This window comes from Salinispora pacifica CNR114 (assembly GCF_000514775.1).
Lineage (GTDB): Bacteria > Actinomycetota > Actinomycetes > Mycobacteriales > Micromonosporaceae > Micromonospora > Micromonospora pacifica.
Genome location: NZ_KI911467.1, coordinates 389,672 through 401,792, shown reverse-complemented (window position 1 = coordinate 401,792; position 12,121 = coordinate 389,672). Strand labels below are relative to the sequence as shown.

Below are 12,121 nucleotides of genomic sequence, written 5' to 3'. Positions count from 1 at the left end.
AATCCGCGGGTTCGGGGTTCGAGTCCCTGGCGGCGCACCAACGAGCAAGGCCCTGACCTGGTACTTCTGTGCCGGTCGGGGCCTTCTTCGCGTACGGCGGTGGTGGCTGGTCGTTCGACGGGTGCTCGGGAGCCGTTGGACGTCACGATCATCCTGGCCGTTGCCAACCTCCTGGTTCTGAGGTGGCCGGCGGCGTGGCGCTGGCGTCAGCGGTGTTGTGCTGCGCTGCTGCCCCTACGCTGGCGGCATGAGGGAACCCAGCGCGGACCGGACTGGTAGGTGCTGATGGACCGGCGTGCGGCAGCTGCTGCCGAGGTGATTCCCGACGCTGTTCGGGCGGATGTGGTGACGCTGTGGCGCTACCACGATCTGCGTCACGGGTTGCGTTCGTGTGATGTGGGGATCGGGCTGGGTAGTCATGATCTTGGGGTGGCGGTCGTCGCGACGCGTCTGTTCCACGAGGGCTTGTTCCCAACGATCGTGTTTACCGGCGCGAATGCTCCGACGACGGTTGGGCGGTTCCCGCGCGGGGAGGCGGTGCACTACCGCGAGTACGCCGTTGAGCGGGGCGTACCGGCGGGAGCGGTTTTGGTGGAGCCGCGTGCCATGAACACCGCCGAGAATCTGGAGTTCTCCCGTGCGCTGCTGGCCGAACGCCGGATCCCGGTGGAGTCGGTGCTGATCATGTCGCGGCCCTACCAGCAGCGTCGGGCTTATGCGACGTGCCGGCTGGTGTGGCCGGAGGTCGAGGTGGTGTGCGCGTCGAACCCACTCGAACTGGATGACTACGTGCGCAGTATCGGCGACGCGCGTCGGGTGGTGGACATGCTGGTCGGCGACACACAGCGGATCGAGGTGTACGCGCAGCGCGGGTTCGCGATCCGGCAGGAGATGCCGGCCGAGGTACGGGCGGCGTTCGAGCGCCTGGTGGCGGCCGGTTACACGAGCCGGCTGATTTGAGCCGGGCTACCAGCGCGGCCCTTCCGGCCGGACGCCCATCCGGTCGCTGAGTTCGACGGCGAGTCGAGGTGGCCGGGGGCGGGTGAGGATGTCCCGGACCAGGTCGCGGGAGAGCCGGTGGTAGCGCACCTGGTCGGGGCCGATGACCTCGGCGTCCAGCAGCGTGGCGAGCGCGTCGTCGATGCGGTTCCACCGGGCGAGGGCTCGGGCGGTTTCGATGGCGTGGCGAACCTGCCGCTCGACGGGCACGGTGCTGGTGTCGAGTGGGGCGCCGATGGCGATGGCGCGTTGTGCGTCACCGAGTTCTATCGCAATGGTTGTCTTGTGGATCGACACGTTGGTCGGCCCGAACGCGGTCCACCGGTGGTTGCCATCGGCGCCGAGCCGCTGCGCGGCTGCGTCGGCCTCGGCGATGTGGGTGTCGGCGGATGCGCGGTCGTCGTTTCGGGCGGCGGCCAGCGCGCAGACGAGGTGCAGCCCGCCGCCGCACTACACCTGACCCACTTCGGGTACAATTCCTACCGGAAAGTCGCGGAGATCACCTCAGTTTCTTTTGCGTCGGTGAGTGGAGCTTCCTAGAGCCTTGTTCGCTTCGTTGTGGTCGAGTGCGGGAAGTTCCCGCCACGTCGGGCCAGGGCCGATGTCCGATTTGCGTGAATGTCGCCCAGCGTTACCCGGCCCGATTGGTAGGAATGTGATTTCCGGAAATGGTGTATGTTAATGAACTCGCGGGTCGGCAAGGTGAGCGTGCGGCGGATGCTGTGGCTTTTAGCTGCCCTGCCCCTCCTGCTCTGTTGCTGTGACGGTGTGGTGAAGTCGGGGGCCTGGCCTCCGGTCGGGAAAAGCTCTGTTTGTGGGAAGTATGAGTCGTCGTCAGGTGGTATCGTCCACCTGAAAGACGGCGGGGTTGCTGCAGTTTTCAACGTTATCTTCGAGGATTTCATGGGGGAGGGTGATCGCGAGGTTTCCGGGCTCGGTGACTGGCGGTTTGAGCGGGGTATTTTGGGGCCTGCGGAAGTCGCCCTCGGTGTTGACCGATTCGCTTTTAGCTTGAGTGTTGAGCGAGGCTGGCTAGGGGGGATTCATTTGTGGCGTTTCATCGATGATCCCGACACTGGAGAGCGCGAGAATTTCATTCGCATTGCGGATTGTGTTAGTTGATACCGAATTCCTGCTAGCTGCATGCGTTCGTTTAAAACCCCGGTGGGGCCGGACTACCGAGAACCCTAGGCGGAGGGTCGCGACCGGCAATCTTTTCGCTTTTCCGCGCGGAACGAATTCGGTCAGCGAGGGATGGCCCTGGTGAAGGCAGTCGACCAGAACCTCGCCATCACGGCACCGCTGGACTTGCCCGCTGGCCAGCTCCCGGGGGACGCAAATATTCCCGGCGGCGGATGCTGCGGTGATGCGAGGATCGCCGTTCGGATCGGGACGGATGGGGAGGACGTTCGTGGAGGTACGGCGGATTGGGCCGGAGTTGGTCGAGGCGGCAGCCGGGGTGCTGGCCGAGGCGTTTGACGGCTATTCCTGGACCGCGTGGACGGTCGGCGCTGATCGGCATCGGGAACGGCTGGCAAACCTCTTCGCGGTGACTCTCACCACGGTTGGTCTGCCGTACGGGGATGTCTGGGCGGCGCTGGACCCGCACGGCCGCCCGCAGGCGGTGGCGGTGTGGCTGCGGTCGGACCGGCCGGTGCCCGATGAGGTCTGGGCCGAGGTGGCTGCCGGGAACGCGAAGTATGCCGGGGACCGCCATCCGGCGATGCTCGCCGCGGAGGCGGCCTGTGCCCCGTTGCGGGCCGCGGAGCCGGCGTTCCTGCTGGCCACGGTGGGGGTGCGCCCCGCGGGCCAGGGTGGGGGAGTCGGCTCGCGGCTGCTGCGTCCCGGCCTGGTCGAGGCGGACCGGGCCGCCCTGCCGGCGACGCTGGAGACGTCCGCCTCGGCGAATCTGCGGTTCTACCGACGGTGCGGGTTCGAGGTGACCGGGGAGGTGACCGTGCCGGGCGGGGGGCCGCGGGTGTGGGCGATGCGTCGTCCTCCGGCCAGCGTGTAGGTCACACCGGACCGGGTAGGTCGCGCGGGTGGACCTGGTCGAGGAGTCGCCGTACCGTTTCCGGATCGATCGGCGGGACCCGATGCGGGTTCCCGGAGTGGTCTTCGCGGCTGAGGCGCTGTTGCCGGAGATCGGGGCGGACGGGTCGTTGGAGCAGGTCGCGGCCGTTGCTACCCTGCCCGGCATCGTCGATGCCTCGTTCGCCATGCCGGACGTGCACCTGGGCTACGGCTTTCCGATCGGCGGGGTGGCCGCCACGGATGTGGTGGCGGGCGGGGTGGTGTCCCCGGGCGGGGTGGGCTTCGACATCTCCTGCGGGGTGCGGTTGCTCACGGCCGACCTCGATCTGGCGGGGCTTCGTCCCCGGCTCGACGCGGTCATGGATGGGCTGGCTGAGACGACCCCGCGCGGGGCGGGCCGCGGCGCGGCGTGGCACCTGGCGGGCCGCTCGGATGTGGACGGGGTGCTGCGCGACGGGTCGCGGTACGCGGTGCAGCGCGGCTTCGGCGTCGAGCGGGACCTGGAACGCTGCGAGGACCACGGTGCGCTGGGCGACGCCGACCCGGAGGCGGTCGGTGAACGGGCGATCGAGCGCGGCGCGAAGCAGGTGGGCAGTCTCGGTTCGGGCAACCACTTCCTTGAGGTGCAGGCCGTCACGGAGGTGTACGACCAGCGCGTCGCGGAGGTGTTCGGGCTACGGCCCGGCCAGGTCTGCGTAATGATCCATTGTGGCTCTCGCGGGCTGGGGCACCAGATCTGCGCCGACTACGTGCGCCGGATGGAGAAGGCGATGCGTCGCTACGGCATCCAGGTGCCGGACCGGCAGCTCGCCTGCGCCCCGGTCTCGTCTCCGGAGGGGCAGGCCTACCTTGGTGCGATGGCCGCCGCCGCCAACTACGCCCGGGCGAATCGTCAGCTACTCACCCACGTGAGCCGGCTGGTCTTTCGTCGGGTCACCGGGGCGAGCCTCGACCTGGTCTACGACGTGTCACACAACCAGGCGAAGATCGAGACCCACGGGGTGAACGGCGAGCGGCGTTCACTCTGCGTGCACCGCAAGGGTGCCACCCGAGCACTGCCTCCGGGACACCCGGACCTGCCGGCGGAGCTGACTCAGGTCGGGCAGCCGGTACTCATCCCCGGGTCGATGGGCACCGCGTCCTACGTGCTGACCGGGGTCTCCGGTGCCCCGGCCTTCGCCTCTAGCTGTCACGGTGCCGGGCGGGTGCGCAGCCGGAGGCAGGCGGTGCGGGCCGAGCGTGGCCAGGATCCGCGCGAGCAACTCGTCGCGCAGGACATCGCCGTACGCGGTGCTTCCCGGCGTGGGCTGGCCGAGGAGATGCCGGCGGCGTACAAGGACGTCGATGCCGTGGTGGAGGCGACCGAGGGCGCCGGGCTGTGCCGGAAGGTCGCCCGGTTGACGCCGATCGGCGTCGTCAAGGGCTGATGCCCCGGGCGGCCGCGCGGGTCTGACGGTGCTGCCCGCTCACACGTCCACGGTGAGCGTGCAGGACCAGCGGGGACCATCGGGGCCGAAGCGCAGCTCGTGCAGGGAGATGGCCTTCGGTACGGCGCCGGTCAGTTCCACCGTGTCGGCGTCGGTGGTCTGCCAGCGGACGTGTAGCCCGTCCGCGCCGTCGTCGCGAACCTCGGTACGCAGCGGCAGCTCACCCCTGGTCTCCATCCGGAAGATCACCTCCTCGAGGATGTTCACCAGCAGGTCTGCGTCCTCGTCGGCGGGGGCGTGGTACGCCCGTTCGGCGGTGGGTTGCGCCGGGCCTGGGTCGACGAAGGTGTCGACCAGGGCGGTGACCGCCTCGGCCACGCACTCTGCCCGCGTCGGCGCCCACGCCTCGATGCGCACGTCAGCGGTGTGCGGCAGGCAGTGGTGGCCGCGTTCGGGTCGTGGTTCCACGCCCCCGATCATCCGCTACGATCGCCTGCTCCGGACCCGGTTCGCCACGGTGGGCTGCCGGGCCCTGTTGAACGCGTTGACGGTCCTCGATAGTGTCTAGTGCACAGGCTCGTTTACGGGAGACACCATGGCGACGACCGACCATGTTGACGTGCTCATTGTTGGTGCTGGTCTCTCCGGCATCGGCGCGGCCTGCCACCTCGTCCGGCAGTGTCCGGAGAAGACGTACGCCGTGTTTGAGGCGCGGGGAGCGATCGGTGGCACCTGGGATCTGTTTCGCTATCCGGGCATCCGATCGGACTCGGATATGTTCACTCTCGGCTACTCGTTCCGGCCCTGGAGCGACCCCACGGCCCTCGCTGACGGCCCGTCCATTCGAGACTACGTCCGGGACACCGCCAGCGAGTACGGCGTCACCGAGCACATCCGCTTCCAGCACCGGGTCGTCCGCGCCGACTGGGACAGCCGTACCGCCCGGTGGACGGTGTACGCCCGCCGGGAGGGTGGCGAGGAGGTCGTCGTCACCTGCTCGTTCCTGCACACCTGCGCCGGCTACTACCGCTACGACCGGGGCTACACCCCCCAACTGCCCGGGGCGGAACGGTTCGCCGGCCGGATCGCGCACCCGCAGCACTGGCCCCCCGACCTCGACCACACCGGCCAGCGGGTGGTGGTGATCGGCAGCGGCGCGACCGCGGTGACCCTGGTGCCCGCGCTGGCCGAGCGAGCCGCCCACGTGACGATGCTGCAACGCTCACCCACCTACATCCTGGCGCTGCCGGCGCGGGACGCAGCCGCCGCCGCGCTGCGCCGGGTGCTGCCGGAGCGAGTGGTCTACCCGGTGGTCCGCTGGAAGAACATCCTGCTGCTCACGGCGAATTACCAGCTCAGCCGGCGGGCCCCCAACCTGGTCCGGCGTCTGCTGCGGCGGGCCGCGCGAGGCCGACTCCCGGCCGGGTACGACCTCGACCGACACTTCTCGCCCCGCTACAACCCGTGGGACCAGCGCCTCTGCGTGGTTCCCGACGGCGACCTGTTCCACGCGATCACGGCGGGCCGGGCCTCGGTTGTCACCGACACCATCGACTCCCTCACCGAGACCGGGATCCGGCTGGCCTCCGGCGAGGAACTGGCCGCCGATGTGGTCGTCACCGCCACCGGCCTGGAGCTGCTTGCGCTGGGCGATGCCCAGCTCACCGTGGACGGTGCGCCGGTCGATCTGGCCAACACGGTCGCCTACAAGGGGATGATGCTCTCGGGCGTGCCGAACTTCGCGATGACCATCGGCTACGTCAACGCCTCCTGGACCCTCCGGGCCGACCTGATCGCTCGGTACGTGTGTCGGCTCCTCACCCACCTCGACCGCACCGGACAGCAGGTCGTCACCCCGTTGTCGCCGCCCGACGACGAGCGGCGCCCTCTTCTTGACCTGACCGCCGGCTACGTGCTGCGTGACCTCGCCGTCCTGCCTCAGCAGGGGGCCCGCGTGCCCTGGCGGCTGCCCCAGAACTACCCGCGGGACCTGTTGCTGATGCGGTACGGCCGGCTCACCGACGCGGGGGTCCGGTTCTCTCAGGCGGGCAAGCCGGAGCGGAGTCCCGCGCGTGCGTAGGTTTGACTACCACCGCGCGACCGCCGTGGTCACCGGTGCCGCCAGCGGGATCGGCGCCGCCCTCGCCCATGGCCTGGCGGCGCGCGGCAGTGACCTGGTCCTGCTCGATCGCGACGCGGAGCGCCTGGCCACCGTCGTGAGCGCGATCGGCGCCGCGTACCCCGACCGGCGGGTGGAACCGGTCGTCGTGGACCTCGCCGACGCGACGGCCACGGCGGGGGCAGCCGAGCAGATCCTCGTCCGCCATCCCCGAATCCGGCTCCTGGTCAACAACGCCGGCGTGGCACTGGGCGGTCGGTTCGACCAGGTAACCCTGGACGAGTTTCAGTGGGTGGTCGACATCAACTTCCGTGCGGTCGTGCAGCTCACGCACGCGTTGCTGCCCGCCCTCAAGGCGGAGCCCGGCTCGCACCTGGTAAACGTCTCCAGCCTGTTCGGGCTGATCGCCCCGTCCGGGCAGGCCGCCTACTCGGCGACCAAGTTCGCCGTCCGTGGCTTCACCGAGGCGCTGCGGCACGAACTGGCCACCGACGGCGTCGGTGTCACCTCCGTGCACCCCGGGGGAATAGCCACCCGGATCATCGAGAACGCGCGGGTCGGCAGTGAGGTCAACCGGGACGACTACGAGGTGGGCCGGCGCCAGTTCCATCGCCTGCTCCGCATCCCACCCGCCCGGGCCGCCGAGGTGATCCTGCGCGGCGTGGCACGCCGCCGGCCCCGGGTGCTCATCGGCTGGTCGGCGAAGCTGCCCGACCTGGTCGCCCGGATCGCGCCAGGCTCGTACGGGCGGCTGCTGCGGGTCGGGCCCAACCAGAATGCCGGTACGCCGACTCGTCGAGTGACCACCGGGGCCGCGCCGACACCGCAGCCGGCCGACCAGCCGCCGGCGTCGCCGTCACCCCCGGCGGACGACCGGGGGTGACCGCCGACGTCTGGCGTCGGCAGTCGCTCCCCCTGATGGACCGGATCGGGAAGAGCAACGGGCTCCTCCGGGCGCTGGTGCGGCGATGAGGAGGCACCACCGGCTGGCGATTACCTCGCTGGGCATGGGAGTCGCCGAGTTCGGGGACGTCGCCCATGTGGTCAGCCTGGCCGCCTCCCCGTACCTGTCGGGACCCCGCTCCGCGATCCACGTCGGTTTCGCCGCGACCGCCTACGGAGTGGGAAGTTCTGGCCGGGTCGTGGCCTGGTGGTGCCCGGGCAGCCGCGCCGCTCCCACCGCAGTCGAAGGCGGGGGCGTTGGCGGAGAGCTGACCGCGATCAACCGAAGCTGCCGCGACGGCCGCCGGGCGGTCTGGCCCGGCCTTCCGTGGCAAAACGTCCGGTGCGACGGTTCCGTGGCCCACAAGGTGTCGTTGCGTCCCTTGCCCGGTTTGCTGCTGGGATAGCGCCGATCGCCTGTGACCTGGGCCGCAGCTGCTCTCATTCAGGGCGATCCCGGAATGGTGGACATGGCGACCAGGTTGTGTCCCCGGTACCGCCGGAACCCAAACCCCGTGTGGCGGTTCCCCGAGGAGTGCTCACCCGGAGCGCTTCGCCTGACCGAAAGGGCACATCGTGAAGGATGACTTCACCCGATGGCTCCCGGCCATCGCGAAGACCCCGTACCAATGGCTCTCGACCGAGCCGAACCGCAGGCTCGTCCTGAGCGTGGCCGGCGTCGCAGCGATCGGAGGTCTCGCGCTCGCGCCGACCACCGCCGCGGCATCGGTGACCAGCGGCCCGCATCCCGGCGCCGTAGCCGCCATCGAGCTGGCCACCGGCCAGCAGGCCGCAGACGGTGAGTCGGACCCGGACCTCCAGCCGGACCCGACCGAGTCGACCACCGACCCGGACGTCGAGTCGGGCCCGACCGAGTCGACCCCGGACCCGGACCGGAGCCCCGAGACGGCAGCGAGCGACGCCGACAGCACCGATTCGCCCACCCGGGAACAACTGATCCCCCACGGTGTGCAGGGCGCCCAGTCCTACATCCAGGTTGACAACGCCCAGCGCGCGAACGCCAAGGAGATCATCGAGGTCGCCAAGGCGACCGGGGTCGGCGAGCGGGGTGCGGTCATCGGCGTGGCGACCGCGCTGCAGGAGTCGAAGCTGTACAACCTCGGCCATCTGGGCTACTACAACGACCACGACTCGCAGGGCCTGTTCCAGCAGCGCCCGTCAACCGGATGGGGCACGCCCGAGCAGATCACCGACCCGCAGTACGCCGCGACGGCGTTCTTCGAGGCACTCAAGAACGTCAACGGCTGGCAGGAGCTGCCGCTGACCGTCGCGGCCCAGACGGTGCAGGTGTCGGCGTACCCGTTCCACTACGCCCAGTGGGAGGAGCAGGCAGCGGAGCTCGTCGCCGAGCTCTGGTGACACCACGAGCCGGCCGTTGCCCACGCGGGCAACGGCCGGCTCGGCGGGTCAGCTCAGCGGCGAACTCTCCGAACGCAGCCGGGACGAGCCGGCGGACACCGACCAGCCCGCCACAAAGCGGCTACCGGTGCTGCGCTGGGTCCGGTCGACCAGGTGGAACCAGTCCATCCGGCACTGCTGCGGCGTCACCTCCAACACCCCGTAGCCGTGTCCGTCCAGCTCGGTCCAGCGCACGTGCGGGTTGGTCGAGCGGATCACGCCCGACGCCAGATCACTGAGCGTGTTGCCTTCCCGCATTCCCAGGAAGTCGTTGATGTTGTCGCTGGTCATCGACGGCACCACGAACTCCGCAGCGGCCGGGTTGTCCCGCCCGGTCGACTTCGTGGTCAGCTCGTTCGCCCACGAGGTGTGGATGTCACCGGTCAGGAAGACCACATCCCGGGTGTCGTTCGCCAGCAGGTGGTCAATCAGCTCGTTGCGGTCGGCGTTGTAGCCGTCCCACTGGTCGGTGTTGAGTACCGCGCCGTTCTCCGGTATTCCCAGCAACGTGCCCAGCGGCCCGAGTAGCCAGGCGGGGAGGGCGCCGACGTCCAGCCGGGAGATCATGATTGGGTTGCCGACCAGCTTCCACTGGGCGTCCGAGGTGGCCAAACCCGCCTTCAGCCAGGCCATCTGCGCCGCGCCGGTGATCGTTCGCTCCGGGTCGTCAATGTCCAGACCCGATGCCGGCTCGGACCGGTACGTCCGCAGGTCCAGCATGGACAGATCGGCGAGTCGGCCGAAACGTAGCCGCCGATAGATCGCGCCGTCCGCCCCGGTGCGCACCGGCATCCACTCCGCGTACGCCCGGCGCGCGGCCGCCACCCGATCGGCGAAGCTACCCTCGGTGCCGGGGGTGTGGTTCTCCGCGCCGCCCGACCACTGGTCGTTGGCGACCTCGTGGTCGTCCCAGGTGATCGCCCACGGCACCGACGCGTGCAGGGCCTGGAGGTCAGGGTCGGTCTTGTACAGGGCGTGTCGGACGCGGTAGTCCTGCAGCGTCAGCGTTTCGTGCGTCGGTTGGACCTCCCGCACCACGGTTCCCCCGGCGGCGAACTCCCCGGTGCCGTACTCGTACAGGTAGTCGCCGAGGTGCACCACCAGGTTCAGGTCACCCCGCTCGGCGAGGTGCCGGTAGGCGGCGAAGTAGCCCGCCTCCCAGTTCGCACACGACACCACGCCGAGCCGGATCCGATCGATGTCGGCGTCCGCCTCCGGCGCGGTCATCGTCCGACCGGTGGGCGACCAGGTGCCGGCGTGACCGAAGCGGAACCAGTACGTGGTGGCCGGCGCGAGCCCGCTGACGGGAATCTTGACGGTGTGGTCCCGAGCCGGGCCGGTAGCGACGGTGCCCTGCGCCGCCAGGGTGGCGAAATCCGGGTCGGCGGCCACCTGCCAGGTCACTGTCACCTCCGGGCCCACGCCCGAGCCCGGCTGAGAGTCCTCGGTGGGGGTGAGGCGGGTCCAGAGCAGGATTCCGTCGGGCAACGGGTCACCGGAGGCGACGCCGTGTTGGAAGGCGCTACCGGTGGCCCTGGCCGGGCCGGCGAGGGCGGTGCTGGCGAGAACCGCGGTGCCGGCCGAGGCGCCGGCGATACGCAGGAGGGTCCGACGGTCGAGGGAGTTCGTCATGGGCACTGTTTCTACCGGCAGGCAGGGTCCGGCCGCTGCCCCCGTATCGGCGTGTTCGCCGTCTTTATTAGTCGGGCGTCGTCGAGGCTTCCGCTCGGCGGCGGTCGCGGACGATGTCCGTCAGCGCCAGGCAGAGCGCGAGCATGCTGATTCCGCTGATCAGGAGCATCGCGTGGTGGAAGGCGACCGACCAGTCCCCGGTGGCCCCCTGTGCCGCGAAGATGACACTGCCGACCGTGGCGATACCGGCCGCAGAGCCGATGCGCTGGCCGGTCTGCAGCATGCCCGCGCCGCTGCCGGCGCGCGACACCGGCACCTGGGCGAGGGTGAGAGCCTGGTTCGGGGTGACCACCAGGCCGCTGCCGAGTCCCGCCACCAGCAACGGAGTGGCGGTCCACCAGGACACGGTGGCGCCCGGGGGGACCCGGTTGACGACGAGGACCACGACGACGAGGCTGACGGCGACGGTCGCCAGACCGAGGGCGACCAGCGGTCGACCGAATCGTCTGACGAACCGGCCGCCCACCACGGAGGTGATGGCGAAGCCAACCGTGAACGGGGTGCTGGCCAGCCCGGCGGCGAGTGCGCTGTGCCCGAGGCCGTTCTGCAGGTACACCGTGAGGACGAAGAAGATCGAGGTGAACCCGCCGAAGTACAGCAGGCCGATCAGGACACCGAAGCGGTACGAGCGAATGCCGAGTAGGCGCGGGTCGAACAGGGGCTCGCGCCGGCGGGCGTACCACCGCTCCCAGCCGACGAAGGCGGCCAGCGTCAGCAGACCGGCTGGGAGCGTCAGCCACCGTGCCGGACCCTGCCAGTGCTGTTGGACCAGGGGCAGTAGGACAAGCAGGACACCCGCGCCGAGCAGTAGCAGCCCGACCGGATCGAACCGGTGATGGTCGGGGATCTTCTGGGCGCGTTGCGGGAGAAGACGCCAGCCGAGGATGGCGGCGGACACACCGAGGGGCACGTTGATGAAAAAGACCCACCGCCACCCGTGCTCGGCGCCGCCGACGTGGATGAGGAGGCCGCCGAGCAGCGGCCCGGCCGCGGTGGAGATGCTGACCGCCGCCCCGAGCAGCCCGAACGGGCGGCCCCGCTGGGAGCTCGGAAAGAGTTCCTGGATCAATCCGGTGACCTGTGGGTTGATCAGTCCGGCGGCGGCACCCTGGAGCAGGCGGGAAGCGATGAGCCAGGAGACGGTAGGAGCCAGCCCGGCCGTCACGCTGGTGATGGTGAACAGCGCGACGCCGACGACGAAGACGGTCCGCCGCCCATGCCGGTCGCCGAACCGGCCGCCGGGCACCAGCATCAACCCGAACGTCAACGTGTAGCCGGCGAGGACCCACTGCACCTCGCTCGGGGCAACATCGAGTGCCCGGTCCATCGACGGGATGGCGACGTTGACGATGCTCACGTCGAGCACCGTCATGAAGACGGCGACCAGACCAACGCCGAGCGCCGCCCCTCGGCGTCGTCGCTCGGCCGGGTCACCACCGGGTGGTGCGGTCCCCTGGCCCGGGGAGGGGCGGTCACCCATCCGGCGGCT

General features: G+C 69.9%; 11 protein-coding genes and 1 pseudogene. 8 read left to right on the top strand and 4 right to left on the bottom strand.

The features are described from left to right. Window positions 1-279 precede the first annotated feature (279 nt). Window positions 280-960 (top strand): YdcF family protein, encoded by a 681-nt coding sequence (locus B118_RS0126895; protein ID WP_028193776.1) that lies wholly within the window; start codon window positions 280-282, stop codon window positions 958-960. Between the two features lie 6 nt (window positions 961-966). Here the strand turns inward: B118_RS0126895 and B118_RS33800 are convergent. Then, window positions 967-1,443, bottom strand: a pseudogene (locus tag B118_RS33800) (XRE family transcriptional regulator); the annotation flags it as partial. 237 nt (window positions 1,444-1,680) lie between these two features. Here B118_RS33800 and B118_RS32100 point away from each other — a divergent pair. The 3 genes from B118_RS32100 (at window position 1,681) to B118_RS0126875 (ending at window position 4,460) form a co-directional block, all read left to right on the top strand. Next, on the top strand, window positions 1,681-2,121 hold the full coding sequence (locus B118_RS32100) for a hypothetical protein (protein ID WP_155256609.1): 441 nt from the start codon (window positions 1,681-1,683) through the stop codon (window positions 2,119-2,121). 289 nt (window positions 2,122-2,410) lie between these two features. Continuing rightward, complete coding sequence (locus B118_RS0126880) at window positions 2,411-3,013, top strand: GNAT family N-acetyltransferase (RefSeq protein ID WP_027647062.1); 603 nt, start codon at window positions 2,411-2,413, stop codon at window positions 3,011-3,013. A 28-nt stretch (window positions 3,014-3,041) separates the two neighbouring features. Continuing rightward, window positions 3,042-4,460, top strand: coding sequence for an RtcB family protein (locus B118_RS0126875; RefSeq protein WP_028193775.1), 1,419 nt, complete (start codon window positions 3,042-3,044; stop codon window positions 4,458-4,460). A 39-nt stretch (window positions 4,461-4,499) separates the two neighbouring features. On the opposite strand, the gene B118_RS0126870 is transcribed toward B118_RS0126875, so the two are convergent. Continuing rightward, entirely contained in the window at window positions 4,500-4,940 is a 441-nt protein-coding gene (locus B118_RS0126870) for an archease (RefSeq protein WP_018219629.1), read from the bottom strand. A gap of 115 nt (window positions 4,941-5,055) precedes the next feature. On the opposite strand from B118_RS0126870, the gene B118_RS0126865 reads away from it, so the two are divergent. The 4 genes from B118_RS0126865 (at window position 5,056) to B118_RS0126845 (ending at window position 8,901) form a co-directional block, all read left to right on the top strand. After that, window positions 5,056-6,540: a flavin-containing monooxygenase gene (locus B118_RS0126865; RefSeq protein ID WP_028193774.1), complete on the top strand. Its 1,485-nt coding sequence runs from the start codon at window positions 5,056-5,058 to the stop codon at window positions 6,538-6,540. Further along, window positions 6,533-7,462 (top strand): SDR family NAD(P)-dependent oxidoreductase, encoded by a 930-nt coding sequence (locus B118_RS0126860; protein ID WP_018811047.1) that lies wholly within the window; start codon window positions 6,533-6,535, stop codon window positions 7,460-7,462. Before B118_RS0126865 ends, B118_RS0126860 begins: the two co-directional genes overlap by 8 nt. Window positions 7,463-7,547: 85 nt before the next feature. Beyond that, window positions 7,548-7,928: a hypothetical protein gene (locus B118_RS0126850; protein ID WP_033669724.1), complete on the top strand. Its 381-nt coding sequence runs from the start codon at window positions 7,548-7,550 to the stop codon at window positions 7,926-7,928. A 169-nt stretch (window positions 7,929-8,097) separates the two neighbouring features. Beyond that, on the top strand, window positions 8,098-8,901 hold the full coding sequence (locus tag B118_RS0126845) for a hypothetical protein (protein ID WP_018811049.1): 804 nt from the start codon (window positions 8,098-8,100) through the stop codon (window positions 8,899-8,901). Window positions 8,902-8,949: 48 nt separating this feature from the next. Here the strand turns inward: B118_RS0126845 and B118_RS0126840 are convergent, their stop codons facing one another. Together B118_RS0126840 and B118_RS0126835 are read right to left on the bottom strand one after the other, a co-directional pair. Further along, entirely contained in the window at window positions 8,950-10,572 is a 1,623-nt protein-coding gene (locus tag B118_RS0126840; RefSeq protein WP_028193773.1) for an alkaline phosphatase D family protein, read from the bottom strand. 67 nt (window positions 10,573-10,639) lie between these two features. Then, complete coding sequence (locus B118_RS0126835) at window positions 10,640-12,112, bottom strand: MFS transporter (protein ID WP_018811050.1); 1,473 nt, start codon at window positions 12,110-12,112, stop codon at window positions 10,640-10,642. Between the last annotated feature and the right edge of the window lie 9 nt (window positions 12,113-12,121).

Coding starts and splice junctions, on each gene's coding strand:
- B118_RS0126835 (WP_018811050.1), bottom strand. CDS start 12,112: ATGGGTGACCGCCCCTCCCCGGGCCAGGGGACCGCACCACCCGGTGGT.
- B118_RS0126840 (WP_028193773.1), bottom strand. CDS start 10,572: ATGACGAACTCCCTCGACCGTCGGACCCTCCTGCGTATCGCCGGCGCC.
- B118_RS0126865 (WP_028193774.1), top strand. CDS start 5,056: ATGGCGACGACCGACCATGTTGACGTGCTCATTGTTGGTGCTGGTCTC.
- B118_RS32100 (WP_155256609.1), top strand. CDS start 1,681: ATGAACTCGCGGGTCGGCAAGGTGAGCGTGCGGCGGATGCTGTGGCTT.
- B118_RS0126870 (WP_018219629.1), bottom strand. CDS start 4,940: ATGATCGGGGGCGTGGAACCACGACCCGAACGCGGCCACCACTGCCTG.
- B118_RS0126850 (WP_033669724.1), top strand. CDS start 7,548: ATGAGGAGGCACCACCGGCTGGCGATTACCTCGCTGGGCATGGGAGTC.